We start from the raw sequence: 26,187 nt of genomic DNA on the forward strand, positions 1-26,187 counted from the left end.
CATTTTTATGATGAGCATTTATACTTGCTCCTGCGATTACTCGTCGCAAAGGAACAAGCCCTTTGTTCTTTGAAAACTGGATAAAACGACATCAAAAAAGAAACAAACGCAAGATATTCAAATTGTGATCACTTACGTGATTGCAAGTGTAGTACTTTTAACTTTTAGGTTAAGTTAATAAGGGCGCACGGTGGATGCCTTGGCACTAGGAGTCGACGAAGGACGGCACTAACACCGATATGCTTCGGGGAGCTGTAAGTGAGCTTCGATCCGGAGATTTCCGAATGGGGAAACCCACTGCCCGTAATGGGGCAGTACATTTGCGTGAATACATAGCGCATCTGAGACACACCCAGGGAACTGAAACATCTAAGTACCTGGAGGAAGAGAAAGAAAATTCGATTCCCTGAGTAGCGGCGAGCGAAACGGGAAGAGCCCAAACCAAGAGGCTTGCCTCTTGGGGTTGTAGGACACTCTATACGGAGTTACAAAAGAATGAGTTAGATGAAGCGACCTGGAAAGGTCCGCAGGATAGGGTAAAAGCCCCGTAGTCCAAAATTCATTCCCTCCAGAGTGTATCCTGAGTACGGCGGAACACGTGAAATTCCGTCGGAATCCGGGAGGACCATCTCCCAAGGCTAAATACTACCTAGTGACCGATAGTGAACCAGTACCGTGAGGGAAAGGTGAAAAGCACCCCGGAAGGGGAGTGAAATAGACCCTGAAACCGTGTGCCTACAAATAGTCAAAGCCCGTTAACGGGTGATGGCGTGCCTTTTGTAGAATGAACCGGCGAGTTACGATTACATGCGAGGTTAAGTTGAGAAGACGGAGCCGCAGCGAAAGCGAGTCTGAATAGGGCGAATGAGTATGTGGTCGTAGACCCGAAACCAGGTGATCTACCCATGTCCAGGATGAAGGTAAGGTAACACTTACTGGAGGTCCGAACCCACGCACGTTGAAAAGTGCGGGGATGAGGTGTGGGTAGCGGAGAAATTCCAATCGAACCTGGAGATAGCTGGTTCTCTCCGAAATAGCTTTAGGGCTAGCCTCAAACGTTAGAATCTTGGAGGTAGAGCACTGTTTGGACTAGGGGCCCATCCCGGGTTACCGAATTCAGACAAACTCCGAATGCCAATGATTTATGTTTGGGAGTCAGACTGCGAGTGATAAGATCCGTAGTCAAGAGGGAAACAGCCCAGACCACCAGCTAAGGTCCCAAAGTATTTGTTAAGTGGAAAAGGATGTGGCGTTGCTTAGACAACCAGGATGTTGGCTTAGAAGCAGCCATCATTTAAAGAGTGCGTAATAGCTCACTGGTCGAGTGACGCTGCGCCGAAAATGTATCGGGGCTAAACAAATCACCGAAGCTGTGGATTGATACCTTTGGTATCAGTGGTAGGAGAGCGTTCTAAGGGCGTTGAAGTCAGACCGGAAGGACTGGTGGAGCGCTTAGAAGTGAGAATGCCGGTATGAGTAGCGAAAGATGGGTGAGAATCCCATCCACCGTATGACTAAGGTTTCCTGAGGAAGGCTCGTCCGCTCAGGGTTAGTCGGGACCTAAGTCGAGGCCGATAGGCGTAGACGATGGACAACAGGTTGATATTCCTGTACCACCACCCCACCGTTTGAGTGATGGGGGGACGCAGTAGGATAGGGTAAGCGTGCTGTTGGTTATGCACGTCCAAGCAGTGAGGTGTGAGTGTAGGCAAATCCGCACTCTGTAACATTGAGCTGTGATGGCGAGGACTTAGTCCGAAGTTCCTGATTTCACACTGCCAAGAAAAGCCTCTAACGAGGTGGGAGGTGCCCGTACCGCAAACCGACACAGGTAGTCGAGGAGAGAATCCTAAGGTGAGCGAGAGAACTCTCGTTAAGGAACTCGGCAAAATGACCCCGTAACTTCGGGAGAAGGGGTGCTCTTTTGGGTGTATAGCCTAGAAGAGCCGCAGTGAATAGGCCCAGGCGACTGTTTAGCAAAAACACAGGTCTCTGCAAAACCGTAAGGTGAAGTATAGGGGCTGACGCCTGCCCGGTGCTGGAAGGTTAAGAGGAGTGCTTAGCGCAAGCGAAGGTGCGAATTGAAGCCCCAGTAAACGGCGGCCGTAACTATAACGGTCCTAAGGTAGCGAAATTCCTTGTCGGGTAAGTTCCGACCCGCACGAAAGGCGTAACGATCTGGGCACTGTCTCAACGAGAGACTCGGTGAAATTATAGTACCTGTGAAGATGCAGGTTACCCGCGACAGGACGGAAAGACCCCGTGGAGCTTTACTGTAGCTTGATATTGAATTTTGGTGCAACTTGTACAGGATAGGTAGGAGCCTTAGAGCCCGGAGCGCCAGCTTCGGAGGAGGCGTCGGTGGGATACTACCCTGGTTGTATTGAAATTCTAACCCATACCCGTAACCCGGGTAGGAGACAGTGTCAGGCGGGCAGTTTGACTGGGGCGGTCGCCTCCTAAAGTGTAACGGAGGCGCCCAAAGGTTCCCTCAGAATGGTTGGAAATCATTCGAAGAGTGTAAAGGCAGAAGGGAGCTTGACTGCGAGACCTACAAGTCGAGCAGGGTCGAAAGACGGGCTTAGTGATCCGGTGGTTCCGCATGGAAGGGCCATCGCTCAACGGATAAAAGCTACCCCGGGGATAACAGGCTTATCTCCCCCAAGAGTCCACATCGACGGGGAGGTTTGGCACCTCGATGTCGGCTCATCGCATCCTGGGGCTGTAGTCGGTCCCAAGGGTTGGGCTGTTCGCCCATTAAAGCGGTACGCGAGCTGGGTTCAGAACGTCGTGAGACAGTTCGGTCCCTATCCGTCGTGGGCGTAGGAAATTTGAGAGGAGCTGTCCTTAGTACGAGAGGACCGGGATGGACACACCGCTGGTGTACCAGTTGTTCTGCCAAGGGCATCGCTGGGTAGCTATGTGTGGACGGGATAAGTGCTGAAAGCATCTAAGCACGAAGCCCCCCTCAAGATGAGATTTCCCATTACGCAAGTAAGTAAGATCCCTCAAAGACGATGAGGTAGATAGGTTCGGGGTGGAAGCGTGGCGACACGTGCAGCTGACGAATACTAATCGATCGAGGACTTAACCAAATTGTTTGTTTCTAATGATGTCTTTTATCCAGTTTTGAGTGAACAACTCAAGAGGATTTCAAAACACAAGCAGTGCTAGGAAACGAGTGAGCGAAGGAAGGAGCGTACTTACGTACGTGACTGACTGAACGAGCGAAGTTGACAACGCAATGCGCAGTGGATTGAAAGCCGAAAAGTCTAGTGATGATGGCGAAGAGGTCACACCCGTTCCCATACCGAACACGGAAGTTAAGCTCTTCAGCGCCGATGGTAGTTGGGGGTCTCCCCCTGCAAGAGTAGGACGTCGCTGGGCACTATAGGAAGTCGTTACCGAGTAATCGGTGGCGGCTTTTTTGTATTAAGAGAAAAAGGCCGAAGGCAATCATCATTATCTAAGCAAGTGTGCGAGAAAGCAGAGGGGTAAAGAGTTCGAGGAAGCAAGGAAGAGAGGCTCGGAGCGTATAGCATACGCGAGAACCGATCGACTGCGGCTGACGAAGAAATCTTCCGCCCATCTGGTTTCGCAGCCGCGCCGATGGTAGTTGGGGGTTCCCCTGCAAGAGTAGGACGTCGCTGGGCACTATAGGAAGTCGTTACCGAGTAATCGGTGGCGGCTTTTTGTTTGTTCTATAAAGAAATTAGAAGTGCCGAAGGCACTAACCATTTCTATCTGAGCAAGTGTGCGAGAAAGCAGAGGGGCAAAGAGTTCAAGGAAGCAAGGAAGAGAGGCTCGGAGCGTATAGCATACGCGAGAACTGATCGACTACGGCTGACGAAGAAATTGCCGTCCATCTGGTTTCGCAGCCCAAAAGCATCTAAATCTAAAGAAGCTATTCGTTAATAATGTTAAGTGTTTCTTATATATGCAAATGTTCTATTATTGTTAATGGCTCTGATAAAGAAAAAAGTTAATTTATCGAAAAATGGTATGGTGAAGGTTGCCCAACATATATTAAAATTAATTTAATCAATACTGAATATTATTGTTAAAATAGAAAAAAATTATGAAGGTGTTCACGTTACACTAACGCGGCAGTTTCGTTACCGAAGGTGTAAATTAAGGGATTCGGAGATGTTGGATGGCAAAGAAAAAAAGAAAAGCAGGATGGGTTTTTTAAAGAAGTTTTAGGTGAGATTGGTGGAAGTGGTCTGGAACATCATAATGTTTATACCAAGAGTAATAATTCGCTTGATTTCAACCATTTGGTGAAGTCATTATTTCCTATTTTAACTTATAATCACTTTAGTAAAATGGACAGTAAATGCATGAGCTTGAAGATACACTTTCCAGCTCACTTTTTGTGAATTTTAAATCAACCTTTCACTTTAACATAGCCTTGTTAATAAAAAGATAAGAAGTCCTCCACTTATAAAGAAATAGGATAGCTCCCGAAATTGTATCTTCGGGAGCCGCTCTACTCGTAGGAAGGATAACAATTCCCTCTCAAAAAAATCCTCGGTTATCTTATAGCAAAAGACCAGTCCAAAGCCATCAGGAAACACACTATCCATTTCAAAAGGATCAATTAAACTAACTTTCCATGTATAATTAAATATTTAAAGGCCAATATAATATGGTGAAGCAATTCCAATGAAATAATTCCAAATATAGAAAAAGAGTACATATTTAAACAAAATATTTTACTTCAACTCCTTAAATTCTATAATATTACATTTTAAATATTTCATTGGGAAAATATCTAAATTAAGCTTGAAATTTAAAGTATACTTGTTATAATTATATTTGTACTTTAAATGATAAGAACGTTCCGAAGTAGCTCAGTGGTAGAGCAATCGGCTGTTAACCGATCGGTCGTAGGTTCGAGTCCTACCTTCGGAGCCATTTTTATGCTTCCATAGCTCAGTAGGTAGAGTGCTTCCATGGTAAGGAAGAGGTCACCGGTTCAAATCCGGTTGGAAGCTTTTCTCATTACTAAGAGCAGGTAAAACATACATAAAAAAGTGCTTGTTTTGAAGAAGGCTTTATGCTAAAATATTTATTGTCCGGTTTTTAATTAGGACACAGCAACGGAGGATTAGCTCAGCTGGGAGAGCATCTGCCTTACAAGCAGAGGGTCGGCGGTTCGAGCCCGTCATCCTCCACCATTTATGTTTTATGATTAGCCTGGAGGGGTAGCGAAGTGGCTAAACGCGGCGGACTGTAAATCCGCTCCTTAGGGTTCGGCGGTTCGAATCCGTCCCCCTCCACCAGTTATTGGGGTATAGCCAAGCGGTAAGGCAACGGATTTTGATTCCGTCATGCCCTGGTTCGAATCCAGGTACCCCAGCCATTACAACTCAGCATAAATTGTGGGGCCTTAGCTCAGCTGGGAGAGCGCCTGCCTTGCACGCAGGAGGTCAGCGGTTCGATCCCGCTAGGCTCCATCTATAAAACTCTTTCCATTTAATATGGGAAGAGTTTTTTTGATTCAAAAAATATATTCATCATACTCTAAAAGCGTTATGATTAGAAAAAAGAACAAAGGGTGTGTAATCGGTGGAAAAATTAACTCATAAAGACGTTACGTTAAGGTTATTAACCGAATCGGATATATCTATGCTATGGGAGCTATACGAGCCTAGCGTATTTAAATATATGCTAAATAAGATAGAGGATGAGCAGCAGTTAAGGCAATGGCTACAAGCTGGTATTGAGCAGATGAATGACCAAAAAAATGCTATTGCTTATGTAGTAGAACACACTACTACCAAAAAAATAATGGGTACTACTCGCATTTATAACATAGATCGAGTTAATCATGCTTGTGAAATCGGTTCTACTTTCTATGGAAAACAATATCAACGTACACATGTGAACACGACATGTAAACTTTTGCTGCTCAATTATTGCTTTGAAGATCTTGGTATGATCCGCGTACAGTTTAAAACTGATGAGCTAAATTTGCCATCTCAACAAGCAATTGAAAGGATTGGGGGTATCAGAGAAGGTGTGTTAAGAAATGAACGCATCAGGTCTGATGGAACAGTTAGAAATACAGTGGTATACTCCATTGTGGATTATGAGTGGGCAGAGGTTAAAAAACAACTAAAGTTTTTATTGAATAAATATACATAAAATTGCTCGGTTGAGCCAACTGACCCTTAGGATTTACAATGGATGTATGAACTGAAGGGGGTATAAAATAATGAATAAATTAAATGTATCAATTATCGGTGTTCCTATGGATCTTGGGCAAAATAGAAGAGGAGTCGACATGGGACCTAGTGCCATACGATATGCTGGTGTCGTTGAGCGTTTAAAAGCTCTTGGGCATACGGTGAAAGATGAAGGAGACATTTTAATCAGTCAAACTAGAGAAGAAAAGTCACCTAATACAACTCTTCGAAATTTAGAACAAGTGATAGAAGCAAATACAGCTTTAGCTAACAAAGTCCATTCCGTTGTGACAGAAGGAGAATTTCCACTTGTCCTTGGAGGAGACCATAGCATTGCAATTGGTACATTAGCAGGGCTCTCGGATCAATATGAAAATCTAGGTGTTATTTGGTATGATGCTCATGCTGACTTAAACACAGCTGAAACATCTCCATCAGGTAATATTCACGGAATGCCGCTAGCAGTAAGTATTGGCCTAGGTCATGATGATTTAGTGAATATCCGTGACTTTGCGCCAAAGATTAAACCGGAGAACATTGTAATCATCGGAGCACGTTCAGTTGATCCAGGGGAAAGAGAACTGATTAAAGAAAAAGGTATTAAAGTTTTCTCCATGCATGAAATAGATAAACTCGGGATGACAGAGGTTATGAATCAAACAATGGATTATTTCCTAGAACGTAAAGTAGACGGAGTTCATTTATCATTAGATTTAGATGGACTAGATCCACTTTATACTCCTGGAGTAGGGACACCAGTACCAGGTGGAATAAGCTATCGTGAAAGTCACTTAGCTATGGAAATGCTGTATTCTTCCCATTTAATTACTTCAGCAGAGTTTGTGGAAGTAAACCCTATCCTGGATGAAAAAAATAGAACAGCTGATGCGGCAGTCGCACTTATGGGCTCATTATTTGGAGAAAGTTTAATATAATTGTTTTAAGTATTTTTTTGAAAAGCAGGCAAATGGTCTGCTTTTTCTTTTTTTAAAATCAACACAAAGCTGGAAATGTTTGATAAAATTAAAAATAACATAAAAAAATGAAACCTGTTGAATCCTTAAACGTATAGGTAGAGACAGCCGCATAGAGCGGAGGGGAAAATCACACGATGGATGCGTTAGTTAACAAGAGAATAAAACAAGTGTTAAAAGGAGATAAAGACGCATTCGCGGAGATTGTCGACCTTTACCAAAATAGGCTTTTCCAAGTTTGCTATCGAATGCTTGGCAATCGTCACGAGGCTGAGGACATTGCACAGGAAGCATTTGTGCGAGCCTATATTAATATTCACACGTTTGATCAAAAAAGAAAATTCTCAACATGGCTTTACCGTATAGCAACAAACTTATGTATCGACCGTATACGTAAAAAAAAGCCTGATTATTATTTAGATGCAGAAGTAAAGGGTACGGAAGGTCTAGATATGTATTCCCAAATTGCAGCGTCTGAGGAACTTCCTGAGGAAGAACTGATGAAGCTGGAGCTACAAGAAAGAATTCAATATGAGATTAGCAGGCTTCCTGATAAGTATCGATCCGCAATTGTACTTAAATATATGGAGGAACTATCTTTACAGGAAATTAGTGAAATTTTAGACCTCCCATTGGGTACAGTGAAAACAAGAATTCATAGAGGTCGGGAAGCACTTCGAAAACAATTAAGTAAACAACCTAATCTATAATAGGAGGAATCATGATGAGTGCGTGTCCAGAACGAATTGTTCACTATATGCATGAATATCTAGATGGTGAAATTAGTCGTGAACACGAGCTGGAGCTCAAATCACACTTGCAATCATGCCCGGAATGTCGTAATCATATGCACGAGCTGAGCGATGTGGTGGCTTTTGTGAAGGGTGCTGCTCATGTAGAGGCACCAAATGATTTTACTCTGTCCGTTATGTCTAGACTTCCAAAAGAGAAATCACATACTGGAGTAAGCAGATGGTTCAGACAACATCCGGTTATGACTGCAGCTGCAATGTTTCTTTTGTTAATGAGTAGTGCACTTTTCTCAAATTATAATAACGATCAGCAATTTTCGTTTACTAAGCAAGAGCATGTAATCGTCGAGGGAGAAACGGTTATAATCCCTGAAGGACAAGTCGTTAAAGGCGACTTGGTAGTTAAAAATGGGGATGTTAGAGTAGATGGTGAACTGGATGGTAATCTAACAGTTATTAATGGTTCCATTATTGACGGCTCTAAATATATGGCTTCTACCGCAAATGTTACAGGTAAAACGGAGGAAATAAATCAAGTATTCGATTGGCTATGGTATACCATAAAAGATAGTGCTAAAGATATAGCTTCCTTCTTTAAAAATGAAAAGACAAACGAATAAAAAGTCTATCCAGGAAACTTTGGATGGACTTTTTTCGTTAGAGTTAGAAAGAGAAATCTATACTACATGTATGTTATACTTTCTTTATATGGATTCGCGAGGAAAAGTGGGGGATGCCCAATGTCGTTTATGGAACAATTTACGGACTTGATGCCAGTGAATGTAATCGTCAATATTTTAGACGTTTTATTCGTATGGTTTGTTATATATAAATTAATAACTCTTATTAAAGGAACAAAAGCAGTTCAATTGTTAAAAGGTATTTTTGTAATAGTCATTGCAAAGGTAGTAACAGATTTTCTAGGCCTGGATACTCTAGGCTGGATGTTAAACCAAGTAATTGAATTTGGTTTCTTAGCTATCATTATAATATTCCAACCTGAAATTAGAAGAGCGTTAGAACAAATAGGTAGAGGTAAATTGTTCTCTAGAAGCTCACTGCATGAAGAAGAAGAGCAAACTCGTTTAATAGAAGCAATGACCAAATCGGTTAGCTATATGGCAAAAAGACGTATAGGAGCCTTGATTTCTATAGAAAGAGAGACTGGATTAACGGAATATATAGAGACAGGAATAACTCTAAATTCCCACTTAACTTCTGAGTTGATGATTAACATCTTTATTCCAAATACACCACTACATGATGGCGCTGTTATTGTTCAAAAGAATAAGATAGCCTCTGCTGGTTGTTATTTGCCGCTTTCTGAAAGTCCTTTTATCTCTAAAGAACTTGGAACAAGGCACCGAGCTGCAATAGGACTCAGTGAAGTCACAGATGCGATAACAATTGTGGTATCGGAGGAAACAGGTGCAGTTAGTCTTACATCTAATGGAGACCTACATCGAAATCTTTCTATAGATGAATTTAAAAATCATTTAACAAGACTTTGGTTTGGTCCTTCAGAGGAGCAAGCAACACCTTCTAAGTGGCTATGGAGGGGGAAACAAAATGGATAGAATGATGAATAATCCATGGCTTTTGCGAATTATCACACTTACCTTTGCCATACTGCTGTTTGTATCCGTGAAATCTGACATTGAATCTGACAATCAGAACTCAAGCAGCAAAACGATAGATATGATAAGAGAAGTACCGGTAGAGATTTATTATGATGATGAAAATTTAGTTGTGACTGGAGTACCTGATACGGTAGACGTCAATATAGAAGGCCCTACTCAGCTCGTAACATCAGCAAAAATCATGAAGGATTATAAACTATTTGTAGATTTAAGAGAACTTCCAATTGGAGAACATAGAGTTGCCATTTCGAATGAGAATTTCTCCGAAAAGTTAAAGGTTCGTACTGATCCTGTTTATGTAAATGTTGTAATAGAGGAGCGTATCACACAAGAGTTTAAAGTCGACCTAGATATGAATGAAAACTTATTAGCAGAGAACTATGTATTAAAATCTTCTAGTGTGGAACCAAAAACAGTTACGATTACAGGTGCAAAAAGTATCATTCAAAGCATAGGTTATGTAAAAGCAACTATCTCAAGTGAAAAAGGCATCAATAAGTCCTTTGAACAGCAAGCAAGTGTCAGAGTCCTGGACTTAGACCTGAACAAATTAGATGTATCTGTTGAACCAAGGACCGTGCAAGTTAAATTGACTGTGGAAGAATACAGTAAAGAAGTACCAATTTCGATTGTGAGAAAAGGAACACCTAAGGCTGGGTTAACAATCAATAATATATCTAAAGACACAGAAACCGTTCGGATATATGGCCCACGAGCAACGGTGGATAAAATTGAGAGGTTGAATGTCGATGTAGATGTGAGTAAAATTGAGAAAGCCGGTACATTTGATGTGAAGCTGACTCAACCTGAAGGAATCACAAGGATATCTCAAGAAAAAATTGAAGTAAAGGTTGATGTCACCGAAGCCCCTTCTACAACAGAGGCAGAAGAAACGGTGAAAGAAGAGGATACATCTGCATCCAGTGAAATAATAGAAAAATCCTTTCCAGGTATGAAAATCGCTATAAAGGGTTTACCTGAGGAATTAGAGAGTAAGTTTAATGTTCCTGCAGATGGGGTTGTCGTTTTAGTGGGAAAGGGAACAGCTGAAGCATTAGAGAAAGTGCAATCAGGGGATATATCCATATATGTTGATGCACAAAATTCAGAAGTTGGAGAAGCGATTCTCCCTATTCAAATTGATGGCCCTTCGAATATAGAATGGCAAACATCTGAATCCGAAGCAAAACTAACGATAATAGAAGCATAAAAGCAGGATAACAGGTAATTAAGGAGAGTAGATCAAAATGGGAAAATATTTTGGGACAGATGGCGTAAGAGGTGTAGCAAACTCTGAACTAACACCAGAACTTGCATTTAAATTAGGTCGTTTTGGCGGTTATATATTAACAAAAGAGTCAAAGGAACGAGCAAAGGTATTGATCGGAAGAGACACACGTATTTCTGGTCATATGCTAGAAGGCGCCCTTGTTGCAGGTCTTTTATCGGTTGGGGTAGAAGTAATGCGCTTAGGTGTAATTAGTACACCAGGTGTAGCTTATTTGACTAGAGTAATGAGTGCAGATGCAGGTGTCATGATTTCTGCTTCCCACAACCCTGTGGAAGATAACGGCATCAAATTCTTTGGTTCAGACGGCTTTAAACTTTCCGATGAACAAGAAGAAGAGATTGAGCAACTGCTTGATGCAGAGAAGGACGAACTTCCTAGACCTACTGGTGGGGGAGTTGGATCGGTTTCCGATTACTTCGAAGGCGGACAAAAATACATTCAATACTTGAAGCAAACGATCGATGAAGATTTCGTCGGTATCCATGTTGCTTTAGATTGTGCGAATGGGGCTACATCCTCTTTAGGGACTCATGTATTTGCTGATTTAGATGCTGACCTATCAACGATGGGCGTTTCTCCTAATGGCTTAAATATTAATGATGGAGTAGGCTCTACTCATCCAGACGGCCTAGCGAAATTTGTTTTGGAAAAGGGAGCAGCTGTTGGTTTAGCATTTGATGGTGATGGAGACAGACTTATTGCAGTGGACGAAAAAGGTAACATAGTTGATGGCGACCAAATTATGTACATCTGTGCCAAGTATTTAAATTCCCAAGGACGTTTAAATAACCAGACGGTAGTTTCTACTGTTATGAGTAATATGGGCTTCTACAAGGCGCTAGAGGCAAATGAAATGACTAGCGTTAAAACTGCTGTAGGAGATCGCTATGTTGTGGAAGAAATGAAGAAAAATGGATATAACTTGGGTGGAGAACAATCAGGACATATTATTTTCCTAGATTACAATACAACAGGCGATGGATTGCTGACTGGTTTGCAGTTAGTGAACATCATGAAGGTAACTGGTAAAAAACTTTCAGAGCTTGCAGCTGAGATGAAGATATACCCACAAAAACTAGTTAATGTTCGTGTAACAGATAAGCATGCTGTAACAGAAAATGAAAAAGTAGCAGCAATTATTAACGAAGTAGAGACTGAAATGGCTGGAAACGGCCGTGTATTAGTGCGTCCATCTGGAACAGAGCCATTAGTGCGTGTAATGGTAGAAGCTTCCTCCGAGGAAGACTGTGAAAACTATGTGAGCCGTATCGTAGAAGTTGTAAAAGCTGAAATGGGCCTAGTAGAATAAATAGAAATCATTCAATATAAATATTTTGCATCCTCGACTGTTAGTTCCTAATGGTCGAGGATTTTTTTGTATGTAAAGAGTCATAGTACATAGCAGTTGTTTTCTGATGTTCTCAATTCCTTTCAGATAGGTTACCCAACAAAGGGAGGGAGAATTCTAAAAGGAATTAGACGATTAGTCTATCCTCAACTATTATTTTTATCAAAAATGTTTAATGCACCTTAAAGTGTGGAATTATAAGAGAGAACAAACAATTGAGGAGTGAGGAAATGGCTAAAGTAGCAACATTAATCACAAATATGTTTGAGGACTCAGAATACGCCAAACCAGCACAAGCACTAAACGAAGCTGGGCACGAGGTGTTTGCAATTGAAGAAGAGGCTGGAAAACAAGTAACAGGTAAAAACGGAGAAGTAAATGTAACGATTGACTATGGGATTGATGATGTAAAACCAGAGGAATTCGATGCATTGTTCATTCCTGGCGGTTTTTCTCCAGATATTTTACGTGCGGATGATCGCTTCGTACAATTTGCAAAATACTTTATGGATGCTAAGAAACCAGTATTTGCAATCTGTCACGGACCACAACTTTTAATTACTGCGAAAACATTAAATGGTCGCGATGCAACTGGTTATAAATCCATTCAAGTGGATCTAGAGAATGCTGGCGTTAAGTTCCATGACGAAGAAGTATTCGTTTGTCAAAACCAGCTAGTAACAAGTCGTACGCCTGACGATATTCCGGCATTTAACCGTGAAATCGTGAAGCTGTTAGCTTAATGTAAATAGGAAGGCTCTTCAATTAGTCTTTCTAAAAACAAAACTATAGAACTAGAAAAGGCAAGAATGCTGTTAAATCAACACATTCTTGCCTTTAATTATGTGTTCTAAAATTTTCTATTTGGTTCAACCACGCATTATGTATATGCAAAAGATATATAGATTTTTTCAATGTAAAGAGTAAACTGTATTTTTCTTTACATTATGTCGTTATAATGATATTTTTGCTTTCTAAAGTAAAGTTAATCATCTATTATATTAGATGGGAGGGAGATATACAATGGGAATTGATGCGGTAGACAAGCGAATTCTAGAACTGTTAACAGCTAATGGTCGATTATCATATGTAGACATTGGGAAGGAATTAAATCTTTCTAGAGTTGCTGTAAGGGAGAGGGTTCATCAACTACAGAAGGAAGGAATTATTGAAAGATTCACTGTAGTGATCAATTCTGAAAAAGTAGGTAAAGGGGTATCCGGCTTTTTTGAAGTGGATTGTGAGCCTTCATCATTAGTGGAAGTTGCAGAGAAATTAGCAAACAACCCAAGTGTAGCGAGTTGCTACCAAATGACAGGACCTTCCACCTTACATATGCATGTGTTAGTTGATGACTTCATTAGTCTAGAAAAATTTATCAATGAAGAGTTGTATGCATTAGAAGGTATTACGAGAGTTGAAAGCCATATTTTATTGAGAAGATTTAAAAGTCGTAGTGGCTTAAAATTATAAAAGGCATCCTTTAGAGGATGCCTTTTTGCATGGACAAAAAGAATGGAAGCGTTTACTTTTGTACAAAACAATAATAATACATAAAGTAATAAAATAGGAGATATTCTATTCGAAAAGTAATAGATAAATTATTTATTAAGTCTAAAAGTAAAGAATAAATGAAATAAATAAATTTATTTGAAAATTCATATAGATTTTTGCTAATTGTTGTATTATAATCAAAACTATTAAAAATCAGTCATTTGTTAACCAAAAACAAAGAAATGATTAACAAGTGTAGAAAAGGTTGGTGGGATTGTGATTTCTTTAATAGTAAGGCGTGGTATACAGCTTCTTTTCTTGCTTTTCGGTATATCATTTCTAGTATTTTCATCTATGTACATAGCGCCTGGGGATCCTGCCACTATGGTAGGTGGGCCGACAGCAACCGAATCGGATTTGGAGTCCATAAGAGAAAACTTGGGACTAAATGATCCTTTCCTAGTTCAGTACGGTCGATATGTAAAAAATGCGGTTCAAGGAGATTTTGGTTACTCCTATCAATCTAAACAATCAGTTTCTGAGGCAATAGCTATCAGGCTACCAAATACTTTTAAGTTAGCCATTGCGAGTATGATTGTCGCCATCATAATAGGGGTGGTTGCCGGATTGATATCAGCCTTAAAGCAAAACTCATGGCTCGATATGACATCTACTACTCTAGCACTTGCAGGAATATCCATACCGAACTTTTGGTTGGGAGCATTGTTGATATTAGTATTTGCTGTAAATTTACAATGGCTTCCAGTAGGTGGTTTATCAGCACCTTTTTACACGTTAGAAGGCTTTAAGCAGATGATCCTTCCTGCAATCACACTTGGCACTAGTGCAGCAGCAATGATTTCGAGGATGACAAGATCCTCCGTGCTAGAGGTAGCTAAAGCCGATTATGTAAGAACGGCCAGAGCAAAAGGTGTAAAAGAAAGGTCAGTCATTTGGGTACATACTCTAAAAAACGCAATGATTCCAGTAGTGACGGTCATTGGTGTTAACTTTGGTGGCTTACTCGGAGGAACAATTATTACGGAAAAAGTGTTTGCAATCAACGGAGTTGGAAGGTTGATGGTGGATGCTATTGCACAAAGGGATTTCCCAATGGTACAGGCTTCCGTTTTATTAGTTGCAACATTATTCGTGGTCGTGAATCTCCTTGTTGATATTGTCTACACATTCATAGACCCAAGGATAAGCTATGACTAAGAAGGAGGGATCATATGTCTAACACCATTTCAGTTAATAATAAACTTCCAACTGCAACAAGAAAGAAGGATAAGGTAATAGTTACGACGATGAAGCGCCTCTTTAAAAATAAATTGGCAGTCTTAGGTTTTGCTATTATCTTAGGGCTGATTATCATGTCTGTCTTTGCTCCATGGTTAGCAACATATGACCCATCAAAGCAAAACCTTGTAGCAAGTGAACTTCCAGTCTTTTCAGACGGACATTGGTTAGGGACAGATAATTATGGGCGAGATGTTTGGTCTCGTATTGTTTATGGATCAAGGATTTCTCTATTAGTGGGAATCGCAGCCGTTAGTCTTGGGTTGCTTGGAGGAATTACTCTTGGGTTGCTCGGTGGCTATTATAAAAAGCTAGATGGAATCATTATGAGAATAGTAGATTTGCTCTTCTCCTTCCCTGGAATTCTGCTTGCTATGTTAATCATAGCTATCTTAGGTACTAGCTTGGTCAATGTGGCGATAGCCATTAGTATTTGGTCAATACCAAGCTGCGCGCGCATAGTCAGAGGTTCGGTACTTTCTATTAAACAAAAAGAGTACATTATGGCTCTAAAATCATTAGGAGCGTCTGATTTAAGGATTATGATTCGTCATATTCTACCCAATGCCATGGCACCGATCATCGTGTTTGCCACAATGAGAATGGGAACAGCTATCCTCTCAACAGCTTCTCTCAGTTACTTAGGATTAGGGGCACAGCCTCCTACACCAGAATGGGGAGCAATGATTTCACAAGGGCAAAGTTATATGTGGACGTCACCTCATTTAACAATTATTCCTGGAATAGCAATTATGTTAACCGTGTTTGCCTTTAACGTACTAGGAGACGGATTAAGAGATGCATTAGATCCAAATATGGACATCCAATAAAAAGAAGTAGAGGAGAATATGAAAATGAAGAAAAAATGGTTATTTATTTTATTATTTGTTGTTTCAATCGTGCTAGCAGCTTGTTCTGGAGGAGAATCCTCATCAGCACCAAAAGAAAACGGTGGTTCCGGAAGCGATATTAGTGGTAAAACCTTTACTTATGCAACTACAACAGATGCTGTTGGCTTGTCACCAATCATGACCAACGATTCTCCTTCTGCAAATGTTATTGAACAGGTTTATGAAACACTTTTTCAACGTAACTCAGAAACATTGGAAATTGAACCAAAATTAGCAGAATCCTATGAAAATCCTGATGAAAATACATGGATCTTTAAACTAAAAGAAGGCGTACAATTCCATGATGGAACTCCATTTAACGCTGAAGCTGTTAAGTATACTTTTGATAAATTACGCGACCCAGCAACTGGCGCGCCACGTGCTTCTCTTTTAGAATCAGTGGAAGAAATCACAGTGGAAGATGAATACACAGTGAAAATTACAACGAAATATCCTTATGGAGCGTTCTTAGCAGCACTCTCTCATACAAACTCGGCAATCGTAAGCCCTAGCGCTGACCAAAAACAAGACTTAATGAAAGAGCCAGTAGGTACAGGACCATTTAAATTTGTTAGTTGGACATCTGGAGACCAGTTGGAGCTAGAAGCAAACGAGGAATATTGGAACGGAGCACCTGATTTAAAGAAAGTAGTGTTCAAGGTGGTTCCTGAGGTTTCTACAGCAATTTCTATGCTACAAACAGGTGAGGTTCAATTTATCGATAACCTTCCAACAGAACAAATCAATCGTTTAGAATCGATGGACAACATTGACATTCAAAAAATAGATGGCTCTCCAGTCTATTACTTTGCATTTAACCACTTAAAAGAAATGAATCAAGATCCGGAATTCCGAGAAGCAGTTGCTTCAGCAATAGATCGCGATGCGTTTGTCTCTAAATTGAATGGATTAGGTGTTAGAAGTGATAGCGTAGTTGGACCAAAGGTATTTGGATATGATAAGTCAGCAGAGAATGCTGGAACTCCTTACGATTTGGATCATGCAAAGGAATTAGTGGAGAAAAATGGATACGGTGATCAACCACTAAAATTATTAACAGCTAACCGTGCTAATACAACATTAATGGCTGAAATAGTACAAGCTCAACTAGTAGAGGCAGGATTTAAAGTTGAAATCGAGTCTATGGAATGGGCAACATACTTAGACTCAGCTCGTGCAGGCGAATATGACTTAACATTCTTAAGCTGGTCAAATGTAACGGGAGATGGTTCTGAATTATTTTACCCGAACTTCCATAGTGACAATGTAGGCTCATCTAACAGAGCACAATATAGCAATGCAGCATTTGACGACTTAGTAATGCAATCACGCACAACAGTTGATCAAGAAGAGCGCGCAAAATTATTAGACCAAGCAAACAAATTAATGCTAGAAGAAAATGCTGTAGTAGTTATGTATCACGGAGTTGTTACATCGGCTTTGGATAACACCTACACAGGATTGAACCTAGATTCCACTGGTAAATGGACATTAAAAAATGTAACTGGAAAGTAGGTATATCTGATGAGGGAGACATTATTAGAAGTGAACAATTTAGTAACTGAATTTCGCACGGCAGACGGTAATGTTCAAGCCGTGCGAGATGTCTCCTTTTCTGTTTCAAAAGGAGAAACACTGTGCATCGTTGGTGAGTCCGGCTGTGGTAAGAGTATTACATCCTTGTCAGTCATTGGTCTTTTGCCAAGCAATGGTAAAATCGCTGCAGGTCAAGTCAAGTATGAGGGAAAAGAAATTCAAAGCCTTCCATACGAAGAATTGAGAAAGATGCGGGGCAATAAGATCTCGATGATTTTCCAAGAGCCGATGACAGCACTCAATCCAGTATTGACAGTGGGATACCAATTGAGAGAGCCTTTAATGCTTCATCATGGATTATCTAAATCGGAGGCACACAAACAAGGTATTGATCTGCTAAACCAAGTAGGAATCCCTTATCCTGAAAAACGGATGAGTCAGTATCCCCATGAGCTGAGCGGAGGAATGAGACAGCGGGTTATGATTGCAATTGCTCTCTCATGCCATCCTGGTTTACTTATTGCGGACGAACCTACAACAGCATTAGACGTGACAATACAAGCCCAAATATTAGACCTCATCAATGAGTTAAAGGAAAAGCTAAATATGGGCATCATGCTCATTACACATGACATGGGAGTAGTAGCTGAGGTAGCGGATAAGGTTATGGTGATGTATGCAGGCAAGAAGGTTGAGGAAGGCATGGTAGAAGATATCTTCAAAAATCCAAAACACCCGTATACTCAAGGACTTTTAAACTCTGTGCCAAATGTAGACGATCCTGATTTTGAATTAGAGCCTATTCCTGGCTCTCTTCCAAGTCTGCAGGAGAAAATTCAAGGTTGCAGATTTCACCCACGTTGTAAGTTTGCCACCGCAAAGTGTAAAGAGCTGGCACCACCAGAGATAAATGACGAGCAGGGCCACATGGTAAGTTGCTGGTTATACGAAGAGGAGGAAGTAAAAAATGGTCAACTTGTCACCCAAAACTGATCAGAAGGTCCTCCTTGAATTAAATGGAGTTAAAAAGTATTTCCCTATTAAAGGCGGGATATTAAAGAGAGTTCAAGGTCATGTGCAGGCAGTTCAAGAGGTAAACCTTAAGTTATACGAAGGAGAAAGCCTTGGGGTAGTTGGAGAATCAGGTTGTGGCAAATCTACCTTAGGTAGAGCCATCTTAGGACTAGAGGAACTGACAGCTGGAAAAGTAATATTTAAGGAACAAGAAATTCAAAACCTTAAGAGAAAAGAGAAGTTAAAGTTTGTTAAGGAAATGCAGATGATTTTTCAGGACCCTTTTGCATCCCTAAATCCTAGACAGAGAATTGGGCATGCATTAGAAGAGGTCTTTGTTATGCATACAAACTTAACCAAAATAGAAAGGCGTAATGCTGTAATAGACCTCCTAAATGAAGTAGGGCTTAGAGAGGAGCATTACGAACGTTATCCTCACGAATTTAGTGGTGGGCAGCGTCAAAGGATTGGGATAGCTAGAGCTATCGCCTTAAATCCTTCCTTCGTTATATGTGATGAAGCTGTTTCTGCTTTAGATGTATCTGTTCAAGCTCAAGTTTTAAAGCTATTAAAAACTCTTCAACAAAAATACCAGCTGTCTTACTTATTCATCTCTCATGATCTAGGAGTAGTTCGCTATTTTTGCGACCGAGTGCTAGTTATGTATTTAGGTAATACGGTAGAGCTTGGCACAGTAGAGGACTTATTTAAAAATCCAACGCATCCTTACACTCAGGCGTTGCTGTCCGCTATTCCACGTCCTTCGGTAAATCGAAGTTCGAAACGTATTCGACTTCAAGGGGACCTTCCTAATCCAGCCAATCCTCCATCGGGCTGTCCGTTTCATACACGTTGCCCGATAGCCCAAGATATTTGTAAAAAAGATATGCCTGCATGGGAGCAGGTAAAGGAAGGTCACTTTGCTGCCTGTCACTTTGCAGGGACTAAAATTTAAAGCTTATAAAGGGGAATCACATCATGGATTACTTATATCACCCATTTCCAGGTAAGAGAAGTACCGTATTTGCTAAAAAAGGAATGGTAGCAACATCACAGCCTTTAGCAGCGCAGGCCGGCTTAGATATATTAAAAAAAGGTGGAAATGCAATTGATGCAGCTATTGCAACAGCCGCTGCATTAACAGTTTTGGAACCTACCTCTAATGGAATCGGAGGAGACGCTTTTGCTTTAATATGGACAAAGGACAAGCTTCATGGTTTGAATGCATCTGGCCCCGCGCCACAATCCATTTCAGCAGAGAAGCTAAGAGCACAAGGTTTAGAAAAAGTTCCTGTGTATGGAGTAGTTCCAGTAACTGTACCCGGAGTTCCAGCAGCATGGGCAGCCTTATCTGAAAGGTTTGGCAAGCTACCGTTAAAGGAGGTACTAGAGCCTGCTATACAGTACGCGGAGGAAGGCTATCCTCTGACACCAATACTAGGGAAATATTGGAAGGTGGCATACAAAAAGTTTAAAGCAAGCTTTACGACCGAGGAGTATAACGCATGGTTTGAAACGTTTGCTCCAGATGGACGTCCTCCTGAAATTGGAGAAGTGTGGAAATCCCCAGGTCATGCGAGCACTCTCCGAGCAATCGGAGAAACTAAAGCTAGAGCTTTTTATGAAGGAGAAATTGCTGATCAAATTGATGGTTTCATGAAAAAGCATGGAGGATATCTTTCTAAAAGTGATTTGGAATCCTATCAGCCTGAGTGGGTAGATCCCATTTCTGTGGATTATCGGGGCTATGATGTTTGGGAAATTCCACCAAACGGCCAAGGAATGGTTGCTTTAATGGCATTAAATGTATTTAAAAAGATGGATAAACCTCAGTGGCAAAGTGCACACACCATTCATCAGCAAATTGAATCGATGAAATTAGCTTTCACAGATGGACAGGCATTTATAACAGATCCCGAAGCAATGCCAGTAAAATTCGAGCATTTATTGTCAGAGGAGTATGCCGAGAAACGCAAAGAGGTAATTCAAGATGAAGCAGCAGATCCAGAGCCGTATGAATTACCAAAGGGCGGGACGGTTTATCTGGCAACTGCCGATGAAGAAGGAAATATGGTTTCTTATATTCAAAGTAATTACATGGGCTTTGGGTCAGGTGTTGTCATTCCAGGGACAGGAATTGCTCTCCAAAACAGAGGACATGACTTCTCTTTAGATGAATCACATCCTAACGTATTGAAGCCAGGTAAAAAAACTTACCACACCATTATCCCTGGATTCTTAACGAAAGAGGGAGAAGCAGTAGGGCCATTTGGCATAATGGGAGGCTATATGCAGCCACAGGGGCATTTTCAAGTAGTGACTAGTACCATAGATTATATGTTAAATCCACAAGCGACGCTTGATATTCCTCGTTGGCAGTGGATGAAGGGTAAAACTGTACATGTTGAGCCAGAGTTCCCTAACTATTTGGTACAAAGTTTGGTGAGAAAAGGGCATGATATCCAAGTGGCAACTGATGGAGGAAGCTTTGGACGTGGGCAGATTATTTGGAGAAATGCAGATACGGGCGTTCTACAAGGGGGAACAGAATCTCGAACGGATGGAGCTATCGCAGCGTGGTAGAACGTCAGCCTTTGGAGAAAAGCTCTGTGCGTCCTAAGCCGGTACTTCAAAGAGATATAAGTTGGGCATTCTTCCGAGTTGGTATGCTTGGATTCGGAGGTGGACCTTCCTCGATACCCCTAGTTCATCAGGAAGTTGTTAAGAAGTATAATTGGATGGATGATGAGGAATTCGGTGATACATTAGCACTGGCAAATACAATGCCAGGTCCAATAGCAACCAAGATGGCAGGCTACATCGGATATCGCATTGCTGGCTTTTGGGGTTGTGTCAATGCACTCATCGCTTCGGTCATCCCTACAGTAATACTGATGATTCTTCTGCTAGGATTTCTGCAATCATTTAAGGACTCACCAAGAGTTCAAAATATGACAGCTGCAGTTATTCCAGTTGTCGCAGTTATGTTAGCATTAATGACCTGGGACTTTATCAAAAAAACTGGAGAATCCTTTGGATGGTGGCAGGCATGTTTAATAATAGCTGTTGCTGCATTGCTTATGGAGCTTATACATATACATCCAGCAATTATCATAGTAGTTTGTATGGCAATCGCCTTTTTCCCTCTATTAAAAAGGAGGGGAAGCAAGTGATTTACTGGCAATTGTTTTTAGCATTTTTTCTTCCAGGTATATTGGGCTATGGTGGTGGCCCTGCCTCTATTCCATTGATAGAGCATGAGGTAGTTGAAAACTATCAGTGGATGACAACTCAGGAATTTAGTGAGGTTGTAGCCCTTGGAAACTCATTACCTGGACCAATAGCTACAAAAATGGCAGGCTATATTGGTTATGCAGAGGGCGGAATATTAGGGGCAACTATTGCTCTCTTTGCGACCGTTGCACCCTCCTTAATACTCATGATTAGTATGATGGCTGTTCTATTAAAATATAAAGAAGCGCCAGAAGTCAAAAACCTTACAAAGCTGATAAGACCAGTAATAGCTGTATTACTAGGTGTAATGACTATCCAGTTTGCACAAGAATCATTAGATGGTATTGGCATAATATCAACTCTTATCTTAATAGTAGGAAGCTATTTGCTTTTAGAGAAGGTAAAACTACATCCTGCATTTGTTATCATAATAGCGCTTGTTTACGGAGCAGTTATTGTATGAGTAAAAGAGACCATTAGCGATAGGTCTCTTTCTTCATTTATACATTTCTCGGTACTTTTGGCCTTGTGGTTTCGATTGACTCACATATAATGAGAAGATATAATGATGGAGTTACATTATATTAGAATACTGGTAACCGCGTAGAAAGGAAGGATAGGTAACGCGTTAAAAGCAGGAAAACAATTATAGCGCCTGAGCTGAAGAAATTGGACGAAACGAATCTTCAGCAGACGAGGTGGAGGTTATCGATATTTCGGCGGATGCCTCCCGACCGTATTTGCCCGGTTGTAATTCTTTTTCATAAACCATTCAAGTGATTGAATGACAAAAGGGAAAAGAAGGCATTCTTAGCTTAATAGGTATGTGTATGTGAAAGATGTTTAGGATAAGCGCAATAGTGGTATCGCATAGATTATGTGTGTTTCCACAGGCGTTTTATCGCTAAGGCAAGCTTTTCAACATGCTTATTTTGACATGAATGATAACGGAGGAATATAAATTATGTGTGGAATTGTAGGATATATCGGTGAAAACGATGCGAAAGAAATTTTATTAAAAGGCTTAGAAAAATTAGAGTACCGTGGATATGATTCTGCGGGAATTGCAGTTTTAAATGAAGACGGAGTAATGGTATTTAAGGAAAAAGGACGTATCGCAGATTTACGTGAAGCGGTAGATGGAGATGTAAGTGCAAATCTAGGAATTGGTCATACTCGCTGGGCAACTCACGGTGTTCCAAACCAAGAAAATGCTCACCCTCATCAAAGTACAACAAAACGTTTTACACTAGTGCATAATGGTGTAATCGAAAACTATCATTTACTGAAAAAAGCTTATTTAGCAGACGTTGAAATGGCTTCTGACACAGATACTGAGGTTATCGTTCAGTTAATCGAACGTTTCTCCAAAGATGGTCTATCTACGGTAGATGCTCTTAGAAAAACATTGCACTTAATCCATGGTTCTTATGCAATCGCATTGATAGACAATAAAGATGAAAACACGATCTATGTAGCTAAAAACAAATCTCCACTTCTTGTAGGTGTAGGAGAAGGATTTAACGTAGTTGCTTCTGACGCAATGGCTATGCTACAAGTTACAGAGCAATACGTAGAGCTTCATGACCAAGAAATCGTAATCGTGCGCAAGGAATCAGTGGAAATCCAAACGCTTGATGGTACAAAGGTAGAGCGTGCTCCTTACAAAGCAGAGCTAGACATGAGTGATATTGAAAAAGGGACTTACCCTCACTATATGTTAAAAGAGATTGATGAGCAGCCAGCTGTTCTTCGTAAAATTATACAAGCATATCAAAATGAACAAGGTGAGCTTACTATTGACTCTGCAATTTTAGATGCACTAAAAGAAGCAGACCGCTTGTACATTATTGCAGCAGGAACTAGCTATCACGCTGGTTTAATCGGTAAAGAATACTTCGAGAAAATTGCTGGTATTCCAGTAGAGGTGCATATCTCAAGTGAGTTTGGATACAATATGCCTCTACTTTCAAAAAAACCTTTATTCATCTTCATCACGCAATCTGGCGAAACAGCAGATAGCCGCCAAGTATTAGTGAAAATCAAAGAAAAAGGTTATCCAACATTAACCGTAACTAACGTACCAGGATCTACGCTTTCTCGTGAAGCAGACCACACGTTATTACTTCATGCTGGTCCGGAAATCGCTGTAGCCTCTACAAAAGCTTATGTGGCACAAGTAGCAGTACTTATGGTAACTGCATCTGTATTTGCTAAGTCACAAGGCCAAGAGTTAGACTTTGATGTTGTGAAGGAGCTTGGAATTGTAGCAAATGCGGTTCAAGCGATTGTAGACACTAAAGAAGAGCTAGAAGAGATTGCAGCAGAATACCTTTCTACTACAAGAAACGCTTTCTTCATCGGAAGAAATGTGGACTTCTATGTAAGCTTAGAAGGTGCTTTAAAGCTTAAGGAAATCTCTTATATACAAGCAGAAGGCTTCGCTGGCGGAGAATTAAAGCATGGTACAATCGCCCTTATCGAAGACGGCACACCAGTAATCGCTTTAGCAACACAGAAGGCTGTAAGCTTAAATGTTCGTGGTAACGTAAAAGAAGTAGTGGCACGTGGCGCTAACCCATGTATTATCGCAATGGAGGGCCATGAGGAAGAAGGCGACCGCTTCGTACTTCCTAAAGTACACGAATTCTTAGCTCCACTAGTAGCCGTAATCCCATTACAGCTAATCAGCTACTACGCTGCTCTACACAGAGACTGTGACGTGGATAAACCAAGAAACTTGGCAAAATCTGTTACGGTTGAGTAATAGGGTTAAATAAATTTTTAGGTTATGTTGTTATAGCAAAATCGAGTTTTTCCCAAGTCAAATTAATTGTTCCCTTGGTCAAATAAGTTGTTCCCTAAAACGAGAGAAAATCGGAGGATTCCCTCCAGTTTTCCTCGTTTTTTTGTGTCCAAAGGCAGAGGGAAAGCCAGAAAAAAGCATGAGAAAGGCAAGAACAAGAGCAAGAGGGAAAGCACGACAATGCCCGATAAATCAACTTTCACGAAAGAAAGCCAGAGAAAAAGAAAGAAAAAAGGCAGGAGAAAAAGCAGGAGAAATCCTTATCCCTGACCCATTCTTATCCCTGTTCCTACGGAACAACTTATTTTCCTAAAAAATCAGGATTCTGACAAAAAATAGGAGAAAAAAGGAGCGAACGGGGGAACAACTCATTTGCCTACAGAAAATGGGAAAATCGGAGAAAGGCAGGAATGACAAGGGTTTGAGAGAAGGGGGGAGAATACACTTCTTTTTTGCAACTACATAGAAGCAGGGCTTAATTTGAAATGAAGTCTAAGGTGGATTTGAAGTTAGGGGGGAAAGGGTTTAGGGAAGTAAATGATTGTACAAACAAATTCATGTCAAATAGTTGATGGAAGGTTGGTATAATGTTTTAAAAGGCGGTGGGAATATGTTAGTTGATAAAAAGGTGATTGAAGAAATGATGAAATTTGACGATGCGTTCCCAAGCGGAGTTTATGCAATAGGCCGAAGACCAGGAGACCCAAAAGTAAAAGTTAGAGCCTTGTGGAATTACTGTAAGAATGAAAAAGGTGGAGTAGAGCCGAAAGATTTATCAGTATAAGAGATAAGGAAATTCCTTCAATACTAAAAAAGAGTGGGATAAGCCTGACCCACTCTCATAACATAGAAGTAGTCCGTTTATAAAAAACATCTAAGGTTAAATTGAACTAAAATCCAATTTGAACAAAATCGTGTTCATCCTCTCTTCATGATAATATTTTTTAGGTACATCTTCTATCGGGATATGCGTGATAGTTAAGGTCGTTTGAATTTCTAAATTTACATAATAAAGTTGAGTTAATTCTTTGAGTAATTTATCAAGTTTTTCAGACTCTATGCGTTTTTTCTTATGAATTATTTCTTATAGATAAGATGTATATATACTAATATTTAGACAGTTTTCTTGTTCTTGGGTTATTGAACAAACGGGACAGGTAAGTCGAAAGAAGTTCCCCCCTTTTAGCCCGTTGCTAAAACCTGGAGACTTAAGTTCTATTTTTAAATCGGGGGTAAAATAAATTTAAAAAAGTTTAGGAAGGAAAATTATGAACAGTAAACAAGTTGCAGAAATGTTTGACCTATCGGTCGACACTCTTCGTTACTATGAAAGAATTGGTGTGATACCACCAGTTACACGTGATAAAAATGGTTATCGTAATTATCAAACCAGTGATTTGAATTGGATTTTTCTTGTAAAAAGTCTTCGTTCGGCAGGATTATCCATTGAGTCATTGATTGAATTCGCTTCACTTGCAAGGCTTAGAGAAACCCAAAATGTGGAGGAAGCTCAAAAACAAATATTGGTTGACCAGTTAGAGGAAATTGAAAAAAATATAGAGAAAATGAAAGAAGTACGCTCCCTATTACAATATAAGATTGATACCTATGATGTTCATATGAGGAAGTTCAAAAGTGGTGAATTGACGGAAGATAAAGTGGAGAAGTTATGGGAGATGAAACATTTCAAAAAGGGCGAATAAATTTCTTGCTATGGA

At 40.5% G+C, this 26,187-nt stretch carries 20 protein-coding genes, 6 tRNA genes and 2 rRNA genes; all 28 read left to right on the forward strand.

What is annotated here, in order from left to right; all coding sequences use genetic code 11:
* The first annotated feature begins 167 nt into the window (after positions 1–167).
* The 28 genes from D0S48_RS13380 (at position 168) to D0S48_RS13510 (ending at position 26,172) form a co-directional block, all read left to right on the forward strand.
* A 23S ribosomal RNA gene (locus D0S48_RS13380) occupies positions 168–3,095 on the forward strand.
* A 176-nt stretch (positions 3,096–3,271) separates the two neighbouring features.
* Positions 3,272–3,387: ribosomal RNA gene (gene rrf / locus D0S48_RS13385) — 5S ribosomal RNA — on the forward strand.
* A 1,455-nt stretch (positions 3,388–4,842) separates the two neighbouring features.
* A tRNA-Asn gene (locus tag D0S48_RS13390) sits at positions 4,843–4,917 on the forward strand.
* A gap of 7 nt (positions 4,918–4,924) precedes the next feature.
* A tRNA-Thr gene (locus D0S48_RS13395) sits at positions 4,925–4,997 on the forward strand.
* 107 nt (positions 4,998–5,104) lie between these two features.
* Positions 5,105–5,180: transfer RNA gene (locus D0S48_RS13400), tRNA-Val, on the forward strand.
* Between the two features lie 21 nt (positions 5,181–5,201).
* Positions 5,202–5,285 (forward strand) — tRNA-Tyr (locus D0S48_RS13405).
* A gap of 5 nt (positions 5,286–5,290) precedes the next feature.
* Positions 5,291–5,365 (forward strand) — tRNA-Gln (locus tag D0S48_RS13410).
* 21 nt (positions 5,366–5,386) lie between these two features.
* Positions 5,387–5,459: transfer RNA gene (locus D0S48_RS13415), tRNA-Ala, on the forward strand.
* Positions 5,460–5,571: 112 nt separating this feature from the next.
* Positions 5,572–6,150: a GNAT family N-acetyltransferase gene (locus D0S48_RS13420; protein WP_225321622.1), complete on the forward strand. Its 579-nt coding sequence runs from the start codon at positions 5,572–5,574 to the stop codon at positions 6,148–6,150.
* Between the two features lie 70 nt (positions 6,151–6,220).
* Entirely contained in the window at positions 6,221–7,126 is a 906-nt protein-coding gene (gene rocF, locus D0S48_RS13425) for an arginase (RefSeq protein ID WP_151112074.1), read from the forward strand.
* A 176-nt stretch (positions 7,127–7,302) separates the two neighbouring features.
* Positions 7,303–7,875: an RNA polymerase sigma factor SigW gene (gene sigW / locus D0S48_RS13430; protein WP_144541056.1), complete on the forward strand. Its 573-nt coding sequence runs from the start codon at positions 7,303–7,305 to the stop codon at positions 7,873–7,875.
* Positions 7,876–7,889: 14 nt separating this feature from the next.
* On the forward strand, positions 7,890–8,537 hold the full coding sequence (locus tag D0S48_RS13435) for an anti-sigma factor family protein (protein ID WP_144541058.1): 648 nt from the start codon (positions 7,890–7,892) through the stop codon (positions 8,535–8,537).
* A 120-nt stretch (positions 8,538–8,657) separates the two neighbouring features.
* Positions 8,658–9,494 carry a diadenylate cyclase CdaA gene (gene cdaA / locus D0S48_RS13440; protein ID WP_144541060.1) on the forward strand — a complete coding sequence of 279 codons (837 nt, stop codon included), beginning with the start codon at positions 8,658–8,660 and terminating at the stop codon, positions 9,492–9,494.
* Positions 9,487–10,767, forward strand: coding sequence for a CdaR family protein (locus tag D0S48_RS13445; RefSeq protein ID WP_151112076.1), 1,281 nt, complete (start codon positions 9,487–9,489; stop codon positions 10,765–10,767). Before cdaA ends, D0S48_RS13445 begins: the two co-directional genes overlap by 8 nt.
* Before the next feature lie 37 nt (positions 10,768–10,804).
* On the forward strand, positions 10,805–12,157 hold the full coding sequence (gene glmM, locus D0S48_RS13450) for a phosphoglucosamine mutase (protein ID WP_151112078.1): 1,353 nt from the start codon (positions 10,805–10,807) through the stop codon (positions 12,155–12,157).
* 269 nt (positions 12,158–12,426) lie between these two features.
* On the forward strand, positions 12,427–12,939 hold the full coding sequence (locus D0S48_RS13455; RefSeq protein WP_144541066.1) for a type 1 glutamine amidotransferase domain-containing protein: 513 nt from the start codon (positions 12,427–12,429) through the stop codon (positions 12,937–12,939).
* A 280-nt stretch (positions 12,940–13,219) separates the two neighbouring features.
* The gene (locus D0S48_RS13460; protein ID WP_144541068.1) at positions 13,220–13,669 is read left to right on the forward strand and encodes an Lrp/AsnC family transcriptional regulator; all 450 of its coding nucleotides are present in this window, start codon (positions 13,220–13,222) and stop codon (positions 13,667–13,669) included.
* Positions 13,670–13,966: 297 nt separating this feature from the next.
* Positions 13,967–14,908, forward strand: a complete 942-nt coding sequence (gene nikB / locus D0S48_RS13465) for a nickel ABC transporter permease (RefSeq protein WP_144541070.1) — start codon at positions 13,967–13,969, stop codon at positions 14,906–14,908.
* 14 nt (positions 14,909–14,922) lie between these two features.
* Positions 14,923–15,819, forward strand: a complete 897-nt coding sequence (locus tag D0S48_RS13470; RefSeq protein WP_144541072.1) for an ABC transporter permease — start codon at positions 14,923–14,925, stop codon at positions 15,817–15,819.
* A gap of 24 nt (positions 15,820–15,843) precedes the next feature.
* The gene (locus tag D0S48_RS13475) at positions 15,844–17,394 is read left to right on the forward strand and encodes a glutathione ABC transporter substrate-binding protein (RefSeq protein ID WP_144541074.1); all 1,551 of its coding nucleotides are present in this window, start codon (positions 15,844–15,846) and stop codon (positions 17,392–17,394) included.
* Positions 17,395–17,403: 9 nt separating this feature from the next.
* Complete coding sequence (locus D0S48_RS13480) at positions 17,404–18,408, forward strand: ABC transporter ATP-binding protein (protein WP_144541076.1); 1,005 nt, start codon at positions 17,404–17,406, stop codon at positions 18,406–18,408.
* Positions 18,383–19,384: an ABC transporter ATP-binding protein gene (locus tag D0S48_RS13485; RefSeq protein WP_144541078.1), complete on the forward strand. Its 1,002-nt coding sequence runs from the start codon at positions 18,383–18,385 to the stop codon at positions 19,382–19,384. Before D0S48_RS13480 ends, D0S48_RS13485 begins: the two co-directional genes overlap by 26 nt.
* A gap of 23 nt (positions 19,385–19,407) precedes the next feature.
* On the forward strand, positions 19,408–21,012 hold the full coding sequence (locus D0S48_RS13490) for a gamma-glutamyltransferase family protein (RefSeq protein WP_144541080.1): 1,605 nt from the start codon (positions 19,408–19,410) through the stop codon (positions 21,010–21,012).
* Positions 21,013–21,095: 83 nt separating this feature from the next.
* Positions 21,096–21,602, forward strand: coding sequence for a chromate transporter (locus D0S48_RS13495; protein ID WP_229654139.1), 507 nt, complete (start codon positions 21,096–21,098; stop codon positions 21,600–21,602).
* Positions 21,599–22,126: a chromate transporter gene (locus D0S48_RS13500; RefSeq protein ID WP_144541084.1), complete on the forward strand. Its 528-nt coding sequence runs from the start codon at positions 21,599–21,601 to the stop codon at positions 22,124–22,126. Before D0S48_RS13495 ends, D0S48_RS13500 begins: the two co-directional genes overlap by 4 nt.
* 501 nt (positions 22,127–22,627) lie before the next feature.
* On the forward strand, positions 22,628–24,430 hold the full coding sequence (glmS, locus tag D0S48_RS13505; RefSeq protein ID WP_144541086.1) for a glutamine--fructose-6-phosphate transaminase (isomerizing): 1,803 nt from the start codon (positions 22,628–22,630) through the stop codon (positions 24,428–24,430).
* 649 nt (positions 24,431–25,079) lie between these two features.
* The gene (locus tag D0S48_RS20665) at positions 25,080–25,253 is read left to right on the forward strand and encodes a hypothetical protein (protein WP_155918617.1); all 174 of its coding nucleotides are present in this window, start codon (positions 25,080–25,082) and stop codon (positions 25,251–25,253) included.
* A 484-nt stretch (positions 25,254–25,737) separates the two neighbouring features.
* Positions 25,738–26,172 carry a MerR family transcriptional regulator gene (locus D0S48_RS13510; RefSeq protein ID WP_151112080.1) on the forward strand — a complete coding sequence of 145 codons (435 nt, stop codon included), beginning with the start codon at positions 25,738–25,740 and terminating at the stop codon, positions 26,170–26,172.
* The last annotated feature ends 15 nt before the right edge of the window (positions 26,173–26,187 follow it).

The sequence above is a fragment of the Psychrobacillus sp. AK 1817 genome, from assembly GCF_008807035.1.
Lineage (GTDB): Bacteria > Bacillota > Bacilli > Bacillales_A > Planococcaceae > Psychrobacillus > Psychrobacillus faecigallinarum.